15 protein-coding genes are annotated in these 22,774 nt (G+C 62.5%); 13 read left to right on the top strand and 2 right to left on the bottom strand.

What is annotated here, in order from left to right:
- Nucleotides 1–7: 7 nt before the first annotated feature.
- The 13 genes from PspS35_RS06000 (at nt 8) to PspS35_RS06060 (ending at nt 17,813) form a co-directional block, all read left to right on the top strand.
- On the top strand, nt 8–886 hold the full coding sequence (locus tag PspS35_RS06000) for a polysaccharide deacetylase (protein WP_003210406.1): 879 nt from the start codon (nt 8–10) through the stop codon (nt 884–886).
- Nucleotides 887–916: 30 nt separating this feature from the next.
- Complete coding sequence (locus tag PspS35_RS06005; protein WP_159933156.1) at nt 917–2,257, top strand: MFS transporter; 1,341 nt, start codon at nt 917–919, stop codon at nt 2,255–2,257.
- 10 nt (nt 2,258–2,267) lie between these two features.
- On the top strand, nt 2,268–3,029 hold the full coding sequence (locus PspS35_RS06010) for an SDR family NAD(P)-dependent oxidoreductase (protein ID WP_159933157.1): 762 nt from the start codon (nt 2,268–2,270) through the stop codon (nt 3,027–3,029).
- Nucleotides 3,030–3,106: 77 nt separating this feature from the next.
- Complete coding sequence (locus tag PspS35_RS06015) at nt 3,107–3,856, top strand: SDR family NAD(P)-dependent oxidoreductase (protein WP_158878094.1); 750 nt, start codon at nt 3,107–3,109, stop codon at nt 3,854–3,856.
- Between the two features lie 13 nt (nt 3,857–3,869).
- Nucleotides 3,870–4,172: a hypothetical protein gene (locus PspS35_RS06020; protein WP_065938646.1), complete on the top strand. Its 303-nt coding sequence runs from the start codon at nt 3,870–3,872 to the stop codon at nt 4,170–4,172.
- A 39-nt stretch (nt 4,173–4,211) separates the two neighbouring features.
- On the top strand, nt 4,212–5,186 hold the full coding sequence (locus PspS35_RS06025; protein ID WP_159933158.1) for a GTP-binding protein: 975 nt from the start codon (nt 4,212–4,214) through the stop codon (nt 5,184–5,186).
- Complete coding sequence (locus PspS35_RS06030; protein ID WP_159933159.1) at nt 5,183–6,358, top strand: extracellular solute-binding protein; 1,176 nt, start codon at nt 5,183–5,185, stop codon at nt 6,356–6,358. The genes PspS35_RS06025 and PspS35_RS06030 overlap by 4 nt, the downstream gene beginning before the upstream one ends.
- Before the next feature lie 207 nt (nt 6,359–6,565).
- The gene (locus PspS35_RS06035; RefSeq protein WP_159937989.1) at nt 6,566–8,902 is read left to right on the top strand and encodes a bifunctional diguanylate cyclase/phosphodiesterase; all 2,337 of its coding nucleotides are present in this window, start codon (nt 6,566–6,568) and stop codon (nt 8,900–8,902) included.
- A 153-nt stretch (nt 8,903–9,055) separates the two neighbouring features.
- A complete protein-coding gene (locus PspS35_RS06040; RefSeq protein ID WP_159933160.1) occupies nt 9,056–13,291 on the top strand; it encodes a glycosyltransferase in 4,236 nt (1,411 codons plus the stop codon).
- Nucleotides 13,292–13,598: 307 nt separating this feature from the next.
- Entirely contained in the window at nt 13,599–14,195 is a 597-nt protein-coding gene (locus PspS35_RS06045) for a methylamine utilization protein (protein ID WP_238786057.1), read from the top strand.
- On the top strand, nt 14,179–16,527 hold the full coding sequence (locus tag PspS35_RS06050) for an EAL domain-containing protein (protein WP_159933162.1): 2,349 nt from the start codon (nt 14,179–14,181) through the stop codon (nt 16,525–16,527). Before PspS35_RS06045 ends, PspS35_RS06050 begins: the two co-directional genes overlap by 17 nt.
- A gap of 9 nt (nt 16,528–16,536) precedes the next feature.
- On the top strand, nt 16,537–17,394 hold the full coding sequence (locus PspS35_RS06055; protein ID WP_159933163.1) for a DUF3034 family protein: 858 nt from the start codon (nt 16,537–16,539) through the stop codon (nt 17,392–17,394).
- On the top strand, nt 17,394–17,813 hold the full coding sequence (locus tag PspS35_RS06060; protein ID WP_065926577.1) for a group 1 truncated hemoglobin: 420 nt from the start codon (nt 17,394–17,396) through the stop codon (nt 17,811–17,813). The genes PspS35_RS06055 and PspS35_RS06060 overlap by 1 nt, the downstream gene beginning before the upstream one ends.
- 91 nt (nt 17,814–17,904) lie before the next feature.
- Here the strand turns inward: PspS35_RS06060 and PspS35_RS06065 are convergent, their stop codons facing one another.
- Both PspS35_RS06065 and PspS35_RS06070 read right to left on the bottom strand, forming a co-directional pair.
- Nucleotides 17,905–20,313 carry a glucose/quinate/shikimate family membrane-bound PQQ-dependent dehydrogenase gene (locus PspS35_RS06065; RefSeq protein WP_159933164.1) on the bottom strand — a complete coding sequence of 803 codons (2,409 nt, stop codon included), beginning with the start codon at nt 20,311–20,313 and terminating at the stop codon, nt 17,905–17,907.
- Nucleotides 20,314–20,755: 442 nt separating this feature from the next.
- Nucleotides 20,756–22,774: a TonB-dependent receptor gene (locus PspS35_RS06070; protein ID WP_159933165.1), complete on the bottom strand. Its 2,019-nt coding sequence runs from the start codon at nt 22,772–22,774 to the stop codon at nt 20,756–20,758.

The raw sequence follows: 22,774 nt of genomic DNA on the forward strand, positions 1-22,774 counted from the left end.
ACACATCATGGCTAAAGACATTCTCTGTGCATTTGGCGTCGACGTTGACGCCGTCGCCGGCTGGCTCGGCTCCTACGGCGGTGAAGACTCGCCCGACGACATTTCCCGCGGCCTGTTCGCCGGTGAAATCGGCGCGCCGCGCCTGCTCAAATTGTTCGAACGCTACGGCCTGCGCACCACCTGGTTTATCCCCGGCCACTCGATGGAAACCTTTCCCGAGCAAATGAAGGCCGTGGCCGACGCGGGTCACGAAATCGGCGTGCATGGCTACAGCCACGAAAACCCGATTGCGATGACCGCCGAGCAGGAAGAAATCGTCCTCGATAAATCCATCGAGCTGATCACCCAGGTCACTGGCAAACGCCCCACTGGCTATGTCGCCCCATGGTGGGAATTCAGCAAGGTCACCAACGAACTGCTGCTCAAAAAAGGCATCAAGTACGACCACAGCCTGATGCACAACGACTTCCATCCGTACTACGTGCGCAAGGGCGACACCTGGACCAAGATCGACTACAGCCAGCACCCCGACACCTGGATGAAACCCCTGGTGCGCGGCGAAGAAACCGACTTGGTAGAGATCCCGGCCAACTGGTACCTGGACGATCTGCCGCCGATGATGTTCATCAAGAAAGCCCCCAACAGCCACGGCTTCGTCAACCCGCGCCACCTCGAAGAAATGTGGCGCGACCAGTTCGATTGGGTCTACCGCGAACACGAACACGCGGTGTTCACCATGACCATCCACCCCGACGTGTCCGGCCGCCCGCAAGTGCTGTTGATGCTTGAGCGTTTGATCGAACACATCCAGAGCCATGCCGGCGTGCGCTTCGTCACCTTCGACGAAATCGCCGATGACTTTATCCGCCGCCAACCGCGTACCTGACCTTCAGCCCCCACCCTTGAGGCGCGATTTATGTCCATCTACAACAAGCTTGACCTGACTGGCTGGAAACCCCGGCAACTGACGTCCCAGGAAGTGCGCTTCGCCACCTGGATCGCGTTTTTCGCCTGGGTGTTTGCGGTGTACGACTTCATCCTGTTCGGCACGCTGTTGCCGGAGATCGGCCGACACTTTGGCTGGGGTGAAGTGGAGCAAGCTGAAATCGCGACGTGGGTGGCGGTGGGTACCGCCGTGGTCGCCCTGGCCATCGGCCCTATCGTCGATAAATTGGGGCGCCGCAAAGGGATTATTTTCACCGTGGCCGGTTCTGCGCTGTGCTCGGCGCTGACGGCGATCGGCGGCGCGTGGGGCAAGTCGCCGCTGATTCTGATCCGTTCGCTGGGTGGCCTGGGGTATGCCGAGGAAACGGTCAACGCCACCTATCTGACCGAACTGTATGGCGCATCGCAAGACCCGCGCCTGACCAAGCGTCGCGGGTTCATCTACAGCCTGGTGCAGGGCGGCTGGCCGGTCGGTGCGTTGATCGCCGCCGGGTTGACCGCGTTGCTGCTGCCGATCATTGGCTGGCAGGGCTGCTTCATCTTCGCCGCAATCCCGGCGGTGGTGATCGCAATCATGGCGCGCAAGCTCAAGGAGAGCCCGCAGTTCCAGATCCACCAGCGCATCAGCGAGCTGCGTAAAAGCGGCGCGGTAAAGGACGCGCAGAACGTCGCCGTGACCTACGGCGTGGATTACGACGAACACAGCAAGGCCGGCCTTAAAGCGGCGTTCCGTGGCCCGGCCCGCCGCGCCACGCTGGTGATCGGCGCCGCGCTGCTGCTCAACTGGGCGGCGATCCAGGTGTTCAGCGTGTTGGGTACTTCGGTGATCGTCAGCGTGCACCACATCTCGTTCGAGAACTCGCTGATCATCCTGGTGCTGTCGAACCTGGTGGGTTACTGCGGTTACCTCAGCCACGGCTGGATGGGCGACAAAATCGGTCGCCGCAATGTGATCGGCCTGGGCTGGATGCTCGGCGGCCTGGCGTTCGCCGGCATGCTGTTTGGCCCGAGCAACATGGCGATGGTGGTCGGGCTGTACAGCCTGGGCCTGTTCTTCCTGATCGGGCCGTACTCGGCGGCGTTGTTCTTCATCAGCGAAAGTTTCCCCACCAGCATCCGTGCCACCGGTGGCGCGATCATCCATGCGATGGGCCCGATTGGCGCAGTGGTCGCAGGCTTTGGTGCCACCCAAGTGTTGTCCGCCGGCAGCGACTGGCAGACCGCCGCGCTGTGGTTTGGCGCAGTGCCGTGCTTCCTGTCCGGCATGTTGATGTTTGCCGCACGCCACGTGCGTCCGGAAACCGTTCAGTAAGGAGTGTTTGATGAGCCGTAAAGTTGCCTTGATTACCGGCGCCGCCAGCGGCATCGGCCAAGCCCTCGCCGTGGCCTATGCACGGGTTGGCGTGGCGGTGGTCGGCGGGTATTACCCGGCCGACCCCCATGATCCACAGACCACCGTTGCCCTGGTGGAACAGGCCGGCGGCGAGTGCCTGATGTTGCCGCTGGACGTTGGTGATAGCGCTTCGGTGGACGCCCTGGCCGCCCAGGCCGTGCAGCATTTCGGCCGGCTGGACTATGCGGTCGCCAACGCCGGTTTGCTGCGCCGCGCACCGCTGCTGGAGATGACCGATGTACTGTGGGACGAGATGCTCAACGTCGACCTCACCGGGGTGATGCGCACCTTCCGTGCGGCCACGCGGCATATGAAGGAGGGCGGCGCGCTGGTGGCGATTTCCTCGATTGCCGGTGGCGTGTATGGCTGGCAGGAGCACTCGCACTACGCCGCCGCCAAGGCCGGTGTGCCGGGTTTGTGCCGGTCGCTGGCAGTGGAATTGGCGGGCCTGGGCATTCGCTGCAATGCGGTGATCCCAGGCTTGATCGAGACGCCGCAGTCGCTGGATGCGAAGAACTCGCTGGGGCCCGAAGGCTTGGCGAAAGCGGCGCGGGCGATTCCGTTGGGGCGGGTAGGGCGCGCGGATGAAGTGGCGTCGCTGGTGCAGTTCTTGACCAGTGAGGCGTCGAGCTACCTCACCGGGCAGAGCATCGTTATCGACGGCGGCCTGACCGTGCGCTGGCCTGACTAACAGGTGTACTCGATCAAAATGTGGGAGGGAGCAAGCCCCCTCCCACATTGCAAGTGGATTTTTCCAGGAGTTTTTGCATGAACCAACTGACTAACCGCCGGGCCGTCATCACCGGCGCCGGCAGCGGCATCGGTGCCGCCATCGCTCGCGCCTACGCTGTTGAAGGCGCGCGTTTGTTATTGGCCGATCGCAATGCCGCCAGCCTCGCCGAAACTGCAATCACCTGCCGCAACCTCGGTGCCGAGGTCTTTGAATGCCTGGCCGATGTCGGCACGGTCGAAGGCGCTCAAGCCAGTGTCGACCGTTGCGTCGAACACTTCGGTGGCATCGACATTTTGGTCAACAACGCCGGCATGCTCACCCAGGCGCGCTGCGTTGATCTGTCCATCGAGATGTGGAACGACATGCTGCGCGTCGACCTCACCAGTGTGTTCGTCGCCAGCCAGCGCGCATTGCCCCACATGGTTGCACAGCGCTGGGGGCGGATCATCAATGTGGCCTCGCAACTGGGCATCAAGGGCGGCGCCGAACTGACTCACTACGCGGCGGCCAAGGCTGGGGTGATCGGGTTTACCAAGTCCCTGGCGCTGGAAGTGGCCAAGGACAACGTGCTGGTCAACGCCATTGCCCCAGGCCCGATTGAAACCCCGTTGGTCGGCGGCATCAGCGACGACTGGAAGCGCGCCAAGGCCGCCGAACTGCCGTTGGGCCGCTTCGGCCTGGCCGACGAAGTCGCACCCACCGCGGTGCTGCTCGCCAGCGAACCGGGCGGTAACCTGTTCGTCGGCCAGACCCTGGGCCCGAACTCCGGCGATGTCATGCCATGAGTGAGGTGTAGCCATGTGCGGACTCTGCGGATTGCTCGGCGAAGACCTGCACTGGAGCGACCCCTTGGGCGACGAATTGCCCCGCCGCCGCGAGCGCCTGCGCCGTATCGCCGCGATCAACCAGGTGCTGGCGGTGTTCCGGCTCAAGGTCGAGGACTTCCAAGGCGCCTCGTACTTGCTGTTGGGTGCCACCGGTAAACAGGCGTTGGCGAGCGGCTTGGATCAACTCTGGCAGGCAGCCGAAACCATGCTCGGCCGCCCATTGGATCCCCTCGACCCGCGTCTACTTGACCACCTGGAAAACACCCCCCTGTAGGCGCGAGCAAGCTCGCTCCTACAGGGGGCGGAGGTAAATATGAGCATTGCTCTAAATGTCATCACCGGCTTCCTCGGCAGCGGCAAGACCACCTTGCTCAAGCGCCTGCTGCAAGGTGAAAGCCTCGGCGACACGGCGTTGTTGATCAACGAATTCGGTGACGTCGGCATCGACCATCTGCTGGTGGAAGAAGTCGCCCCGGACACCGTGCTGCTGCCCAGCGGCTGTATCTGTTGCTCGATCCGTGGCGAGCTCAAGGACGCGTTGCTCGGCCTGTTGCAACGCCGCGAGCGAGGCGAAATACCCGCGTTCAAACGGGTGATCCTGGAAACCACCGGCCTGGCCGATCCGGCGCCGATCCTCGCCACCCTGAACAACGATGTGCAATTGCGTGGGCGTTTTCATGTCGGCCTGGTGATCACCTTGGTCGACGCCAGCCACGCGGCCCTGCAAGAGCGCCTGCACCCGGAATGGCTGGCCCAGGTGGCGGCGGCCGACCGTTTGCTGCTGAGCAAGACCGACCTGGCGGGCGACTGCGAGCCACTGCGTGCGCACTTGCAGGCCCTCAACGCCGGCACGCCGATCCTCGATACCCATGACATTCACAGCGGCGACCAGTTGCTGCTCGGCGAAGGCCTGCGCAGCGCCGAGCCTGCGGTGGAAGTCAGCCGTTGGCAACTGCATCAAACCGCCACCGCCACCCACGGTGCGGCGCAAGTGTGCAGCCTGACGTTCGACCAGCCGCTGGACTGGGTGGGCTTCGGGGTGTGGCTGTCGATGCTGTTAAGATGCCACGGCGAACGAATCCTTCGCGTCAAAGGACTGCTCAACGTGAACGCCAGCAACGCCCCCATCGTCATTCATGGCGTGCAGCACTGCCTGCATGCTCCGGTGCACTTGCCTGCGTGGCCGGGCACCGACCGGCAATCGCGCCTGGTGTTTATCCTGCGGGGCCTGGACCCGGCCCTGTTGCGCCGCTCCTTTGATGTGTTCTCGCGACGGTTCGCCCAATGATCACACTGCGTGTCCTCGGTACCTCGGTCACCTTGCTTGAAACCCTGCGCGTACGCGCCGAGCAGGAGCTGGGCATTCGCTTGGTGTATCAGGTGCATGATGTCGAACAAGCCCAGCGCATTGCGGTGATGCAGCCCGACAGCTACGACCTCTACGACCAGTGGTTTCACAACGTCGACTTCGTGTGGCCGGCCCGGGCGATCCAGCCCATCGACACTCGGCGCATCGCGCTGTGGCACGAGATCAACGACTTGCCCAAGCGCGGTCGCCTGTCACCCAACGACCGGCTGGGCAGCGGCAGTGTGCCCAGTGAGCGGTTGTTCGTGCAGCACGATGGCAGCCTGGGCAGCACCGTCACCGAACGCATCAGCATGCTGCCCCTGACCCACAACGCGGACAGTTTTGCCTACCGCCCCGAGCGCCTGCCCGAGGGTTTTTGCCACGGCAACGAAAGCTGGGGGTGGCTGCTGGACCCGGCCTGGCGTGCCCGCACGGCACTGCAAAGCGACGCCGCCATCGGTGCGCTGGATGCGGCGTTGGCGGTGCAGGGCGCGGGGCTGGCGCACTTCAACGACATCGGCAACATGAGCATCGAAGAGATCGATGTGCTGGCCGACATCCTGGTACGCAAGCAAAAGGAAGGGCACTTTGCCGCGTTCTGGTCGGACGATGAAGAGGCGGCGCAGTTGATGCTCAGCCCGAACGTCGATATCCAGAGCCTGTGGTCGCCAACCCTGATGCGCCTGCACCGCGCCGGCGTGAAATACCGCCTGGCGGTGCCCCGCGAGGGCTATCGTGCCTGGTTTGGTGGGTTGTCACTGTCGCGTCATGCCAAAGGCCCGGTGCTGGATGCAGCCTATGCCTACCTCAATTGGTGGCTGTCCGGCTGGCCCGGCGCGGTCATGGCCCGCCAGGGTTACTACATCGGCAACCCGGCGCGCAGCCGTGATCACCTGAGCGCTGCGGAGTGGGATTACTGGTACGCCGGCAAGCCTGCACGGGAGGAGTTGCTGGGCAGCGATGGGTTGCCGCTGATTGATGTTGGTGAGGTGCGCGATGGTGGTTCTTATGAACAGCGCATGGGGCATATCGCGGTGTGGAACTCGGTGATGGATGAACACAACTACCTGGTACGCAGGTGGGGGGATTTCATGCGGGCGCGCTGTGTTTGACCAAGCCAAGCCACTGCCGCCAATAAAGTGACAGTAAAATCCCAGGTTTTATTGGGTGCACTTATGCCTTGTCCCAGCTAATCTGCTTAAACCAAATATTCCATCCAAATGGATATTTTTTTGACGCCGGGTCAGCTGTCGCAAGGAATGCACATGACAAAAGGACGTAGTGGCAGAAAGAGGCGAACGCTGCCAGAGGGCACTGCAATGGCCTGGCGCCATACGTTCCAAACCCGGATTGCCGGGGTGCTGGCGCTGTTGCTGCTGGTGGTCGTCGCCGCCACTTACTTCGCCGTGAAGGCCGCCACCGCCCGTGCGGTGGAGAATCAGGCGCAAGTCCAATTGAAAACCGGGACCCAGGTGTTCGAGCGCTTGCTGGACCTGCGCGGGCGTCGCCTGCAATACGGTCTCGACTGGCTCACCGTCGATGGCCCGTTCAAGCAAGCGGTGGCCGAGGGCAAGACCGTGCCGATTCTGGCGGCGTTGCGTCGACATGGAACGGGCATCCGTTCCAGTGAGGTGTTTGTGCTGGGCCTGGAGGGTCGGGTCATGGTCAGTACCTTGCCTGCTCTCACGCGTGGCCAGTCTTTCCCGTATGACGATGCCTTGCGCCGTGCGCGGCGCAGTGGCCTGCAAATGCTGATCGTCGCCCTGGACGGGCGGCCTTACTTGCTGGTGCAGGATGAGGTCTTCGACCCGATGCCCATCGCGCGGATTGTCATGGGCTTTCCCATGGACCAACTGTTCGCCCATGAACTGCGCTCCATGAGCAATCTGGAGGTGTCGTTCCTCAGCGTGCAGGATGGCAAGCCGGGTCCACTGTTTAGCACCCAGCCTGACGCTTATCAGGCCGCCACCCTGAGTCTGCTGCACGGGGCGCCACTGAACCCGGAACCGCAGATCCACCTGTTTTACGGTCAGCGCGTGCTCAGCCAAGTGTTGCCGCTGGCCAACACCCGCGACGGCGACGAGGTGCGCGTATTGCTGCAAAGCCCGCTGGACCACGCGCTGGAATCGTTTGCGCCGCTCGACCGGCAATTCCTCGGGATTGCCCTGGCGGTGCTGGTGGTGTCGTTGGCCGGCGCGTTGTTCCTGGCGCGTCGGGTGTCGCGCCCGCTCAATGCATTGGTGGAGGCGGCCGGGCGCATTGGTGCCGGGGATTACCGTACGCCGGTGCGAGTGCGCAGCCATGATGAATTCGGCCTGCTGGCCCGTGCCTTCAATGCCATGCAAAGCGGCATCGCCGTGCGCGAGCGGCAACTGGCCCACAACGCCCTGCACGACCCACTCACCGGTCTACCCAACCGAGCGCTGGCGATGGAGCGCCTGGGCAGCGCGATCAGTGCGCGGCGGCCGGTGGTGTTGCTGTACTTGGGCATCGAGAACTACCGGGTGATCAACGAAGGCTTCGGCCCCGAGGGCGTGGAGGAGATGATGCGTGAAGCCAGCCGGTGTTTGTCCATGAGCCTGCTGGCCAGCGATACCGCGGCGCGCATCACCGGCAGCGAATTTCTGTTGTTGCTGGAAAACACCGAAGTCGACCGCGCCGTGACCCGCGCCGACCGCCTCTACGCGCTGCTCACCGAACCCCAGCGCATCGGCAATGACGAGGTGCGCCACGAGGTCAGCATCGGCATCGCCGCGTACCCCGCCGACGGCCAGCAGGTGGAAGAGTTGATCAGTCGCGCCGCGATTGCGCGTCACGATGCCACGACGCTGCCGGGCTATCTGCAGATCTACCAACAGGACCGTGATCTTGCCCACCAACGCCAGATCAGCCTGATCCGCGACCTGCGCCGTGCGGTCGTCGAACGCGAGTTGTACCTGTGTTACCAGCCCAAACTCGACCTGCAGCACGGCCATGTATGCCAGGCCGAAGCCTTGCTGCGCTGGCAGCATCCGACGCTGGGGCTGGTGTCGCCCGCCGAGTTCATCCCCCTGGCCGAACGCACCGGCAGCATGGGTGGCCTGACCTTGTGGGTGATCGAAGAAGCGATCCGCCAGATCGGCGAATGGGCGCAGCGCGGCCTGTCGATTCAGTTGTCGGTGAATATTTCGGTGGACGACTTGGCCGATGATGACCTGGCGACCCGCGTCACCACCTTGCTGGCGCACTACCAGGTGCCCGCCCAGCAGCTGATTTTCGAGATCACCGAAAGCGCGATCATGCACAACCCGCAGCAGGCCCTCAGCGTGCTGGAGCAATTGCGCGGGTGTGGCATCAGCCTGTCGGTGGATGACTTCGGCACCGGCTACTCCTCACTCGCGCAATTGCAGCGCCTGCCGGTGCAGGAGTTGAAGATCGACCAGTCGTTCGTGCGCAACCTCGACAGCGCCACGGGCGACGGCGTGATCGTGCGCTCCACCATCGAAATGAGCCACAACCTAGGGCTCAAGGTGGTGGCCGAAGGGGTGGAGTTCGAGCCTAGTCTCAAGTTGCTCAAACAGTGGAACTGCGACACGGCCCAGGGCTATCTCATCAGCCGACCGTTGAATGCCCTGGCGTTCGAGCGGTGGATGCGGCGTGAGCGGGTGGCGCCGTGACTGACCTATTCCATGCCGTTTTGGCTGGGTGAAACAGCTTCTAAAATTTTCGTCTCGCCGATTTTTCCCCAAATTGCACTCAGGTTATTCCGGAACTCTCTCCGGCCTTTCCTAACCTTGGCCCGCTCTCGACGGGCCTGTGAGGGGCAATTCATGCGCACCATTCCTACAACCGTCCTCCCTGGCCAATCTCGCCCTGAACTTCAGTCGCCCCTGCCTCGGGAAGGGCATCAGCGCGAACCCATCCAAATCCATGATTCAAGCTCGCCACCCGCAGCCGTGCAGGTAAACCCTGGGCGCTCGCTGCAAAGGTCACTGTCTAGCTCTGAACAGAGCCTGGATGAAGCGAGAGAACGGCTTGGCAATACCCGCAACACGCAGAGCCTGATAACGGCCTTGGGGGCGGTGCAAAAGGCCGCGCTGGAAAACCCGAGCCTGAAGGTTGCAACCTTGTTGGACCGTCAGATGATGCCTGCCGATGCCCTTTCAACGTTTGGACGCGAAAATCGGCTTGAGCCTGCTTCGCAAGTGCCGGTGGCCTGGTTTCTAAGGGAGTCCGGCTTGAATGTTCCACACACCCCGGAACAACTGGCAGACCTGCTCTACGCGAGTTCAAACCCTCTGCCCGAGCCGCCTGAACGGGGCAACTACTGGGGCCTTTTGTCCATGCCGCTTGCGCTGGACGCAGAGCAAACGCGTCGGCTGCAGGCGATGGTCTCGCAGACCCTGGCCGAGGTTTCGCCTGGCAAGGGTTTGTTCGCGCTCTTCCAGGAGAAACACGTTGATTCAAGTCGACCCGCAGGCGTCGTGCAGCGGATTGAGCAGATGATTGAAAGTCCCGAAGTCCAAGCGTTGGGGAAAAAACTCGAGGCGGCTTTCGACGGCGTAGCTACACCTTCCAGCGCCGCTCAATGGGCGATGGCAGCGATGGTGCTGGAGCTTGACCCGCACGCAGGCAGCCAACGCGGGCAGGTGGCCGGGTATGACTTGCTGGCGCCGGCCAACTGGGGGGTAAGCCCGGCCGTGGTAGTGGAGCGATTGAGCCAGCACTTGGTGGCGCAGGGCAAAGTCACCTCCGCCTTGGCTCCTGCGGCGGCCTGGCTGCTGCTCGCGGGCGCGGCACCGACCTTTCTTGTGCCTGATATGCCCGCCAATCTGGTGGTGGGGTCACCCGCCTGGATGAGGCTCACGGCAGTGGTTGAGGCCAGCGAACACGCGATACCGGGTGTTGCCGCGTGCATTCCTTTTGGCGAGTGGATGACGCGTGAGAGCCATGGTCCGGTCTCGCTGACTCAGGCAATCGTCGAGCGTCACGCCCAGGAGCAGGCGCTGGTCGATTGGGGCATTGCCCAGGGCAGAGTCCCGGCCAATCCGCAGAGGGTGTATACGCCCGAACAGCTGGATGGGTTACGGACAGCCTTCAATGAAACCATGGCCGGGCTGCAAAAGGCGCAAAGTCAGTTGGCCGCGACGATGCCCACCCGAAGAGACATCGCGCTTGCCGAACTGAAAAAAGCCTATGGAGACGATGTTTCTTTTGAAGTCCCAAACATCAGCATCACCCACATTGATGCCAGCGAGAGTGAGCTGCACTCACTGCTGGACATTTACATGGCCGGCAAAATGGACCGTATCCCGCGAGGGGTGCGTCACGATTTTTCCCTGGGTAATCGGCATTACAGGGTCACGCCGCTGCCTGACGTTGGAAAAATCTTCGATGAGCAATTCGATGCATACGTGAGTGGCCTGAAGGCGAGTCTCACGACATTGGTTGCGCATCAACTCTCGCAATTGCCGCTGAGCGACAGGCAAACCATCGCGTCCGGCCAGGTAGAGTTTTTTTCCTTGCGCAAGGCCAGTGAGGCCCAGGCCGAGGGGCTGGAGTCCGAAGCCGAAGCGCAGGCCGCCGTGGCGCGCTACGGTTTGTGGATGCGGGTCCTGACCCCAAGGGACAAGCGTGACACTGGCCGGGCCTATGCCGACTTCAAGCATGCGTCCTATGAGTTGTTCCCGTTGCAGGGGCTCATTCGAAAGCGCGAGGACCTGCCCAGGAATCCGCCGAATCCAGCGCCCCGAGCGGCGGATCCTGAGGGGTATGCAGCCCGTCAAGCCAAAGGGATCGGCGAATGGCTGGACTACGAGGCTTACCGTTCAGGCACTGCCCCGCGACCGAGCACGTACTCCCATGATTTATTGACCGAAAAACTCAATGCGCCGCACTTGCCCGAGGACCGAAAGGCGATGGACGACGCGGTTCCGACTGCCGACCATCCTCGCTTCGGCCAGATTGCTGAGGTCATGGCCAATCACCTGCTGTATGACCCAGCAGCGATGAAAGCGGCCGCACGCGGGTCGACGGCGGTGGAAGATGAGGAGGCGCAGATCAAGGCCGGACATGATTTTGTCACGGGTTTGATTCCGCTCAAAAACGCGATCGAGAATGCCGCCAACGGAAACGTCGGTGCTGCTGTGCGCGATTTTGCGCTGGATATCTTTGGTTTCGTCGTGCCAGTCGGCAAGGGGCTGGGTTCGGCGGCGAAGGTGGCTGGCAAATTGACTGAGCGGCTTGGAACGCGAGCGTTCAAGGCGTCTGACATCCTGTTCCGGGCCACCCTCAGCGGTCTGAACCCGGTGGAAGGTCTAGGGGGCTTGGGGCTGCGGGCCACCCAAGGCATCAAAACGCTCTGGCAGGCCGGTCACAGGGAACTGAAATGGCTGCAGGGGCAGGGTTTCAATCTCAACGCCTACGCAAAAATGTCGGGTGTTGTCGAAGGTGAGATGGGTTTGGCGAGTGCATCGACGCAGGGATTGAAGGTTATTGCCAAGCGTCATCGGGGCAAGTGGCATGCCTACGATGTCACTACTCGCACGGCCTATGGCCCGGCGCTCAAGGATTTTCGCCCTGTCAGCCCACCCGCAGTTGCGCCGGGTGCCGTTGATAATGTGCACTTCGACAAGTATGCGGTCAGTAAAGCGAAGTTGGCGGGGTTGACGCCTGACAGCCAGGGTATCTACCGAGGGGAGGACGGCGCACAGTACATTCGCAACGCGGACGGCTCGGGGAAAACCTCGGTTTATAAAGTTCGCGAGGTGTCGCAGGCCGGCAGCCCGGGGAGTGTGCAGGCGCGGCTGATTAACCCGAAGACCAACCGGCCAACCGAGTTCCTGTTCGGCAACGGTGGCAACGAACAGTGGCGTCGCTTGGGGTTACGGGGCGGAGACAGCATTGCGTCACAGGACTACAAGCTGGTTGAACTGCCGATGGACGAGGTTGAGCAAGTGGTGAGGAGGGATGGGCAAATAACCTTTCTCGCTAACTTTACGACTGAAGTCAGGTTTGATGCCGAACTGGGCGCTTGGCGTAAAATTGGCCGGGGCGATGCGCTGGGTGATGTTTTCTGGCGAGCCGGGCCTTACGACTGGCGCGCCGGGCCGTTACAGGAATACTTGAAAGTCAAAGACACATTGCCTTCGCCCAGCAGTATCAGAACCGTGCGCGTTGCAGCGCTGCCTATTCCCCAGGCGGCCACCGCCATCCCCAAGGAGATCAATTACATCTGGGCGGGCGGCAGCATGCCGGATGATCGGCTCGCCACTGTTCTGAGTAACGCAGAAAAGACCTCTGCTTATAAAACCATTGTGCATATCGATGCGGACACTCCGCAGGTGTTTGAGCAGATAAAAGCGCAACTTCAGGGCAAAGGCCGCAACCTGGACGTGCGTAACTTGAACGATGATGCCTTTTTCAAAGCCTTCAAGGCATCGGATTCCGGCGAGGTTTATCAGTTCTTCCGCCAAGGCGCGGGGCAAAACTACGCGGCGGCCAGTGATGCATTACGTTACCCGCTGATCAACCACCGGGGCGGTATTTACCTGGACAGTGATGACGTGGTCACGGCCAATATCGGTGAGGTGGAGCTCAAGGCGACGGGTAATCAGGTGTTATTGAACTCGCATGTTTCCTATGCAGACACCGATTTTATTGGCTACAACACCAGTGTGTTTGCAAGTCATCCCAATAATCCTGTGCTGCGCGATATCAGCGATGAGCTGTACCGTCGTTTCAAAGGCAATCAGCAATGGCTCGAAGGTAATCGCCCTTACTTGAAGGGAACCCCTACCGCCGAGCAGATAAAGACGTTCAATGAGTACCAGACCAGGATTTTTGAAGTCACGGGGCCGACCTTGTTCAACGACGTGCTGAAGAAAACCATGGGCAGCGCCTATGACTTGAGTTGGGCGGCAACGGATCCGTCGCTCGCGGGTATCAAGCTGTCTTCTTCAGACGCCACAGCCTTTGCCGAGGCTTACAACTATTACTTGCCCTTCAACAGCAAGTTTGCGGTAGAGATCGGTTCGCAAACCAGCATGGCCAGGGCAGTAGATTGAGGTAGCCGTGACGGCAGGAAAAAACGGGCGCTCGGCTACAGCTTTCTCTTGAATGGTCGATATCCTCTACAGAGCTTGACCGATTGCATAGGTTTTTACCGACCAACGGTCAAGCCCCATCTCATAATCAGTGATGGCATTTTGCCTTGTTTGCGGCATCATGGCTGTGCTTCGTTGTGCCAGGGCTGGCCGCTCTTTTTCCATTTTTTGCGGATATCCCATGGCTCGAATGACTGACTTCTTATCCCGTGTAGCGCTGGTGCTGGCAGTGGCATGCCCCGCGTCGGCGGCCACGCTTGAGGTCTCGATGCGCCAGGCCGATGGCAGCCCGGTTGCCGATGGAGTCGTGACCCTCCAGGGCCCGGCAGGCGCGCCTGCCGGTGTGCTCAAGGCCAATATGGACCAACGTGGCCAGCGTTTTGCCCCACATGTGCTGGCGGTCCATACCGGCACCCAGGTGCGTTTCCCCAACAGCGATAACATCCGGCACCAGGTGTATTCCTTCTCCGCGGCCAAACGCTTCGAACTGCGCCTGTATGAAGGCACGCCCAGCGAGCCGCTGCTGTTCGACAAGCCCGGCGTGGTGGTCTTGGGCTGCAATATCCATGACTGGATGCTCGGCTATATCTACGTCACCGACGATCCGCACTTTGGCGTCAGCGATGCCCAGGGCCTGGTGCGCCTGGAGCAACTGCCTCCCGGCGATTACCACGCCACCCTGTGGCATCCGCAAGTGGCGAATATGCAGCCCTTGGATGGCGGCACCCTGCATGTTCCCGCCGCCGGCCTGAGCCACCGCGTGGTGCTGGCCCTTGAGCCCGCGTCCGAAGATCTTCCACCCACACCGACGCCAAGTGCCTTTGGCGATGCCTTCAACCGAGCTGCCCGTGAACCTGCGCAGTAGTTTCCAGGCGCGGGTCGCCAGCGTTCTGATCCTGCTGCTGCTGGTGGTGATCGGTGCGCTGTACTTCAGCGTCAAGGCCGCCACCAGCTCGGCGGTGCGCAGCCAGGCGCTGGCCCAGTTGGACGTGGGCGCGCGGGTGTTCGAGCGCTTGCTGGACGCACGCGGCCGGCGCCTCGCCGACGGCGTGCAATTGCTGGCGGCCGACTTCGGTTTTCGTGATGCGGTGGCCAGTGGCGATTCGGCGACGATGCGCTCGGTGCTGCTCAACCACGGCAAGCGCATCAACGCCAGCGACATGATCCTGCTGGGCATGGACGGCAAAGTCCTGGCCAGCACCCTGAGCGAAGTGCCCGAAGGTTCGACCTTCCATTATGACCAATCGCTGCGCGAAGCCCGGCGCAATCGCCAGGCCATGCTGATCGTGCCGCTGCAAGGCAAGCCGCACCTGCTGGTGGAGGCCTCGGTGCTGGCGCCGTTGCCGATTGCGCGGGTGGTGATGGGCTTCAGCATGGACGGTGCGTTCGCCGATGAGTTGCGTTCGTTGAGCAACCTCGAAGTGTCGTTCCTGGCGATTGATAAAGACCAGCCCGGCGAGTTGGTCACCACCCAGCCCCAGGCGCTGCGCGGGAGTATCCTGAGCCTGATGCAGGGCGATTCGACGCGCCGTGGCGTGTCCACCACCGATCATCTGGAACAGAGCTTCCTCAGCCAGTCGCTGGTCTTGGCCAGTGATGAAAACGGCAAGGTCCTGGCCTTGCTGCAAAGCCCGCTGGATGCGGCGATGCAGGCCTTTGTGCCGTTGGATGAAAAGATCCTCGGTATCGCATTGATCGCATTGCTGGCCTCGTTGATCGGTGCCTTGTTACTGGCGCGCACCGTGTCGCGCCCGGTGCAGGCGCTGGCCCTGGCGGCCGAACGCATTGGCCAGGGCGATTATCAGACGCCGGTGGCCCTGGCCCGCAGCGACGAACTGGGCTTGCTGGCCCATGCGGTCAACTCCATGCAAAGCGGGATCGCCGAGCGCGAACAGCAGCTTGCCCACAACGCCCTGCATGATCGGCTCACCGGCCTGCCGAACCGCGCACTGGCCATGGAGCGCCTGGGCAGCGCCATTGCGTTGAATCGGCCGGTCGCGCTGATTTACCTGGGCATCGACAACTTGCGCGCCGCCAGCGAAACTGCCGGGCCGGATGCGGTGGACCAATTGCTGCTGGCCGTCAGTCGTCGCCTGGAGGCGGTGTTGCGTCCCGGCGATACCCTGGCGCACTTGATTGCCGACGAGTTCCTGCTCCTGCTCGAAGGTGCCGGCAGCGACGAGGCGGTGGGCATGGCCGACAAGCTCCAGCAACTGTTGCTGCGCCCCCAGCGCATCAACGGCCATGACCTGGCGCTGGACTGCCGCCTGGGCATCGCGGCATTCCCGGCCGATGGCGAAAGCCCGCACACCTTGCTCGAGCGCGCAGCCATCGCCATGAAAGACGCCGCGCAAATGCCCGGCCGCCTGCAAATCTACGAGCAGGGCCGCGACCTCGCGCACCGCCGCCAGATCACCCTGATCCGCGACCTGCGCCACGCGCCCAACCAGGGCCAACTGCTGCTGCATTACCAGCCCAAGCTGGACATTCGCCAAGGCCATGTGCGCCAGGCCGAAGCCTTGCTGCGCTGGCAGCACCCGCAGTTCGGCATGGTCTCGCCGGCGGAGTTCATCCCCCTGGCCGAACGCTCGGGCAGCATCCAGTTGTTGACCCATTGGGTGATCGAGGAAGGCATTCGTCAGTTGTGTGAATGGAACCGCCGTGGCCTGTACCTGCAGCTGTCGTTGAACATCTCGGCAGACGACTTGCTCGGCGATGAGCTGGCTCACCGCGTCTCGGCGTTGTTGCGGCGCTATAACTTGCCGGCGGAGCAGTTGGTGTTTGAAATCACCGAGAGCGCGGTGATGCGCGAGCCGGAAAAAGCCCTCAAAGTCCTGCACCTGCTGCGCGATTGCGGCATCAGCCTGTCGGTGGATGACTTCGGCACCGGCTACTCGTCCCTCGCGCACCTCAAGCGCTTGCCGGTGCAAGAGTTGAAGATCGACCAATCCTTTGTGCGCAACCTCGATGAAACCAGTGAAGACGCAGTGATCGTGCGTTCCACCATCGAGATGAGCCACAACCTGGGCCTCAAAGTGGTCGCCGAGGGCGTTGAATACGCCCACAGCCTGCGTCTTCTGGAACGCTGGCAGTGCGATACGGCCCAGGGTTATCTGATCAGCCGGCCCTTGAGCGCCGATGCTTTCGAAGCCTGGGTGGCCTTGCCCCTCAGTGCGCAAACTTCCCTGGTTCATTGAGTGGCTGACGTGCGTCTTTCTCTAGTGATCGGCTGCCTGGCCGCCCTGACGGTGCAAACCACCCTGGCCGATAACGGTCGCCTGATCGCCACCGGCGGTGCCAGCAGCATCGAGGGCACGGCCGGCGGTGGGATTACGCCGTGGGCGGTGTTGACCGGCTACGGCGAACAGCACGAGTGGGGTGCCACGGCGTTCGCCACCACGGTCAACCTGCCGGATTATCGGCTGGACGTGGCCGGGTTGGCGCTGGCCTATGACAACCGGGTCGAAGTGTCTTTCGCCCGCCAGCGCTTTGACCTCGGCAGCCTGGTGCATAAGCTCAACCTGCCCGAAGACAACCTCGGCCAGGATGTACTGGGCGTGAAGGTTCGCCTGTTCGGTGACGTGATTTACGACCGCTTGCCGCAGGTGTCCCTCGGCCTGGAATATAAGCACCAGACCAATTTCGATATCCCCAGCCTGGTCGGCGCCAAGCGCGACAGCGATGTGGAGGGCTACCTCGCCGCCAGCCGCTTGTTCATGGGCGCCGCGTTTGGCTACAACGTGCTGGTCAACGCCAGCCTGCGCTACAGCCGCGCCAACGAAACCGGCCTGCTCGGCTTTGGCGGCGACCGTCGCGACAGCCGCAGCCTGCTCAAGGAAGGCTCGCTGGCGCTGCTGTTAAACCCGCGCTGGGCGGTGGGCGTGGAGTACCGCGAGAAACCCGACAACCTGTCGTTCGCCGGCGAAAGCGACTGGGCCGATGTGTTTGTCGGCTACTTTCCCAATAAACACCTGTCGTTTGTGCTGGCCTACGCCCGCCTCGGCGAAATCGCGACCTTGGATAACCAGAACGGCACCTACCTGTCGGTGCAGGGGAGTTTCTGATGCGCTTTCTACCCATCGCCCTGGTGCTGCTGCTCAGCGCCTGCGCCCAGCAACCGCCCAAGGACGACAGCCTGTACCGCGACCTCGGCGCCATGCCCGGCATCACGCGGATTGTCGAAGGCATGCTGCTCAACATTGCCCGCGATGAGCGCATTGTCGAACGCTTCCGGCGCATCGATATCCAGCGCTTGCGCAACAAGTTGATCGAACAGTTCTGCGTCGAGGCAGGCGGGCCGTGCACCTACACCGGTGACAGCATGGCCGAGAGTCACAAGGGCCAGAACGTGAGCCGCAGTGACTTTAATGCGTTGGTGGAGGATTTGATCAAGGCGATGGACCGCGAGGGCATTGCGGTAGCGGTGCAAAATCGATTGATTGCCCGGCTGGCTGCGATGCGTGGAGAAGTGATCGAGCACTAGTCTGCTGAACACCACATTCAGTCCTGCATCACACATGAAAAAGGCGGCTACCTGTTGAGGGTAGCCGCCTTTGTTTTACCGCTAGTCTTGCTTAATCCGGCAGTTTAAACGCCATCACATAGTCACCCTGCTTGGTCCCCAGGGAACCATGACCACCCGCCACGACCAGCACGTATTGCTTGCCGTCCTTGCCGGTGTAGGTCATCGGTGTGGTTTGCGCGCCGGCTGGCAGGCGGCCTTCCCACAGTTGCTTGCCGTTTTTCACGTCATAGGCACGCAGGTACTGGTCCAGGGTGCCGCTGAGGAAGGACACGCCACCGGCAGTGGTGAACGTACCGCCCAGGCTAGGCACGCCCATGCTCAGTGGGATCGGCACTGGCGAGCTGTCACGCACGGTACCGTTCTTGTGCATCCAGATGGTTTTGTGGGTGGTCAGGTCGACCGCGGCCACATAACCCCACGCCGGTGCCTGGCACGGCAGGCCCATTGGCGACAGCATGGCTTCAAGGATCACGCCGTACGGCGCGCCTTTGTTCGGCTGCACGCCTTCGGTTTCGCTGACGCGCGGGCCTTGCTTGGCGATGTCGGCGGCCGGGATCAGCTTGGACTTGAACGCCATGTAGCTAGGGTTCACGAAGGCGACCTGGCGTACCGGGTCGACGGAAATGCCACCCCAGTCGAACACGCCGAAGTTACCTGGGTAAACGATCGAACCTTGCAGCGACGGCGGGGTGAACGGGCCGTCATAACGCATGGATTTGAAATCGATGCGGCACAGCAGTTGGTCGAACGGCGTCACGCCCCACATGTCGCGCTCTTTGAGCGGCGGCGGCATGAAGTTCAGCTCGGACTTCGGCTGGGTCGGGGAGGTGCGGTCGCCCGCCACTGCGCCCTGCGGCACGGCCACTTCGTGGATCGGCACGACTGGCTGGCCAGTGGCGCGGTCCAGCACATAGATGCTGCCTTGCTTGGTGGATGCCATGACGGCCTGCTTCACGCCGGCGTCGGTCTTGATGTCGATCAGCGACGGCTGGCCGCCCACGTCCATGTCCCACAGGTCATGGTGAGTGAACTGGAAGGTCCACTTCACGTGGCCCGTGTCGATGTCCAGCGCGGTCAGGCCAGCGGCGTACTTCTCGGAATCGTCGGTACGGTCGCCGCCATACTGGTCGGGCATCTGGTTGCCCATCGGCAGGTAAAGCATGCCGAGTTTTTCATCCACGGCGAACATGGACCACATGTTCGGCGAGTTGCGGGTGTAGGTCTTGCCCTCGGCCAACGGGGTGGTGTCGTCCGGGTTGCCGCTGTCCCAATTCCACACCAGCTTGCCGGTGTGCACGTCGAACGCACGGATCACGCCGCTTGGCTCGTCAACGGAGACGTTGTCGGTCACGTGGCCGCCGATCACGACCAGGTTCTTGGTCACGGCCGGTGGCGAGGTGGAGTAGTAACCACCTGGGGCGAAGCTGCCGATGTTGGCACGCAAGTCGACCTGGCCTTTGTCGCCGAAGTCTTCGCACATCTTGCCGGTGTCGGCGTTCAGGGCGATCAGGCGGGTGTCGGCGGTCGGCACGAAGATGCGCTTGGGGCAGGCGTTAGGCGTTGCCGGGCTGGCGCTGCCGGTCGGGCTCTGCTCGGAAGCGTAGGCGGCGTCATCGTGATACGACACGCCACGGCAGGTCATGTGCGCCCAACCCTTGAAGTTCTCGGCACCCTGGGTGCTGATCTTCGGGTCAAAACGCCAGATTTCCTTGCCGGTGTCCGGGTCCAGGGCAATCACTTGGCTGTGCGGGGTACACACGTAGAGCATGCCGTTGACTTTCAGCGGAGTGTTTTCCGCGGTGGTCTCGCCTGGGTCGCCGGCGCCAGGAATGTCGCCGGTGCGGAAGGTCCACGCCGGTACCAGCGTGTGGGCGTTTTCCGGGGTGATCTGCGCCAGCGGCGAGTAACGATCACCGAAAGCCGAACGACCGTAGGAGTTCCAGTCGCCATCGGCCTGGGACGGCGCGGCGTTGGCCATGCCCGGTACCGCGTCGCGGTCCAGTTGGCCTTTGATCTCACCAGGGTTGGTGAACTGGCTGGCGAGGGCGGCAGCACCGGCCAGCACCACGGCCACGCTCAGTGCGCCAGTGCCCAGCGGGGCAGGTTGGCCACGCAGCAACGGACGGCGAAACCACGGCAGCAGCATGACGATGCCCAGGGCGAACAGCAGCGCCAGGCGCGGCACCAACTGCCACCAGTCCAGGCCGACTTCCCACAAGGCCCACACGGTACTGGCGAACAGCACCAGCGCGTACAGGCCCAGCGCTGCGCGGCGGGTAGCCAGCAGCAAGACGCCGGTGAGGGCGATGCCGATACCGGCCAGCAGGTAATACAGCGACCCGCCGAGCATCGTCAGCTTGATACCGCCGGCCAGCAAGGCCAGGCCCATGATCAGCAGCAAGACGCCTAGCAGCCTGGGCAGCAGGCGGCTTGGGCTTGAAGCACCATCAGTGCTCATAGTGTGTTTCTCCGTGACGTTGGAATAATTGTGTAACCCCGTGCTTCATTCACTGTAGATGACGATTCGGCACGGGCTTGGTTCAGCGTTAATTCGGTTTTTCTGGGGATAACGACGGTTATCCACAGGCGGGCGATTTATCCCCAGGCGCGGGTCGGTGTAAGACAGCGCTGTCTTTTGGCGTGGGAGTTATCAGCAAGATGGGGTCGACCGGGGAGTGAAACGTTTCAGGTTGTTGCGAAGGATAAAGCGCGGAGGCGTTTAGAGAAAGCCTAAATCGCAAGATGCATCATTTCAGATTTGGTAACAGTGACGAAGTGTCGCTGCAAAAATGAATGTGGGAGGGGCTTGCCCCCGATGGCGGTGCGTCAGTTAAAAATAGGTTGACTGACCAACCGCTATCGGGCGTAAGCCCCCTCCCACAGGGGATTTTCAGTGTTTTTTAGAAGGTAGTGCGCAGGCCCACTTGCACGCTCCTGCCCGGTGCCGGCGCGATATCGCGCAGGATCGAGCTGGCATAGCGCACAGTCTGGTTGGTCAGGTTTTCACCGTTCACAAACGCCAGCCACTGGCTGCCGCCGACATTGAAGTGGTAACCGGCGCTCGCGCCCAATGTGGTGTAGCCATCGGTGCCGTTTTCGTTATCCGGCACACGGCCCTGGCCAGCGGCGTGTTCGACGTCGATGCGCGCCTGCCAGCGGTCCAGTTCCCACAGCAAGCCGCTGTTCAAGCGCAACGGGGCGATGCGCGGCAAGGCTTCGCCGGTGTCGAGGTTGGTGGCGCGGGTGTAGTCGCCTGACAGCTCCAGCGCGAATTTGCCGTAGGCGCCTTCGCCGAGCTTGATGTGATCCTGGGCTTCGAAGCCGGCGAAACGTGCCCGCACGCCGGAATATTCGTACTCAGGAATGCCATCCGCGTCTTCTTCGCCTTCATCGTTCAGCGTACGACCCGTGCCCAGCAGGCCGATGTAATTGGAGAAGCGGCTGTAGAACACGCCGAAGCTGCCCTTGTGCGTGCCATTGTCAAAGCGCAGGGCCAGGTCGCTGGACACGGCCTTTTCTTTTTTCAGGTTGGCATCGCCCAGCTCATAGGTGCCGGTGGCGACGTGGGCGCCGTTGGCATACAGCTCGTAGAAGGTCGGCGCGCGCTCGGTGTAGCCCAGGGTCGCGGCCAGCGACCAGATGGGCGTCAGCGTATACACCGCGCCGGACGACAGGCTGGCGGCGGTGAAGTCGTTGGTCTTGTCGGCACCGGCAAAACGCGCGTTGCCCTTGGCGTCCGGGTCGACGCTGGTGTGCTCCAGGCGCCCGCCGAGGCTGAGCTTGAGGCGCTCGGTGGCCTGCATTTCTTCGAGGATAAACAGCGCCCCGGCGTTGGTGTCGGTCTGCGGCACGAAGGCTTCTTCACCGAGGGCCGAGAACTCGTTGCGGGTTACTTGGGCGCCCACCACGCCATCGAACGGGCCAACGGGCTGGTGACGCGCTTCGACGCGGGCTTCATAGCCTTTGTTCTTGAAGATCGTGCCGGTTTCGCCGCCTTCGATTTCGCGGTGCTCGTAGTCGGTGTAGCCCGCGTCGAGTTTGACCGAGGTGAACGGGCCTTGCAGGTTGCGGATCTCGGACGCAAAGGCGTAGTGATCCTGCTTCATGCGGATGCGCACTTCCTGCTCGGCCGGCGAGCCGTAGTTGCTGTCGTAGCTGCTGTAGGACAGCCCGGCATAACCGTCGTCCCAGGTGTAGGAGCCGCCTACCGCGCCGCCGTCCTGGCGCCCGTCGCTGTTGCCCAGGCGAGCGTTTTTGCCGGGGCCGTCTTCGCTGTCCGCTGCGTGGCGGCTGCGGGCCTGGCCAGGGATTTTCAGGTCATTGAATTCCCGCGCATTGGCGTCCAGGTGCAAGGCGAAGGTGCCGTTGCCGGCTTCCAGCTTGCCCGCGCTGCTGCGGGTGGTGTCGGCGCCGCCGTAGCGCAATTCACCGGCACCGTGGATGCCTTCGATGGCCTCGGTGGGGATGCGGTTGTCGAAGGTATTGACCACGCCGCCGATGGCGCTGCCGCCGTACAGCAGGGCGGCCGGGCCGCGCACGATTTCAATGCGCTCGACGTTGACCGGGTCCAGCGGCACCGCGTGGTCATAGGACAGCGACGACGCATCCAGCGCGCCCACGCCGTTGCGCAAAATGCGTATACGGTCGCCGTCCTGGCCACGAATGATTGGCCGGCTGGCGCCTGGGCCAAAGTACGAGGAGGACACGCCCGGCTGCTTGTTCAGGGTTTCGCCAAGGCTGCCTTTTTGTTGCAGGGTCAGGTCGTCGCCTTCCAGCACGGTGGTCGGTGAGGCGAGCTGCTCGCTGCCCAGCGGGTTGCCGGTGATGACTTGGGGTTGCAGCTCAAGGGCGTGGGCTTCGGAGCAGATCAACAGGGCGGCGGCAAGCGGGGTCAAGCGCCACACAGAAGAGAGGGACAT

This window comes from Pseudomonas sp. S35 (assembly GCF_009866765.1).
Classification (GTDB): Bacteria; Pseudomonadota; Gammaproteobacteria; order Pseudomonadales; family Pseudomonadaceae; genus Aquipseudomonas.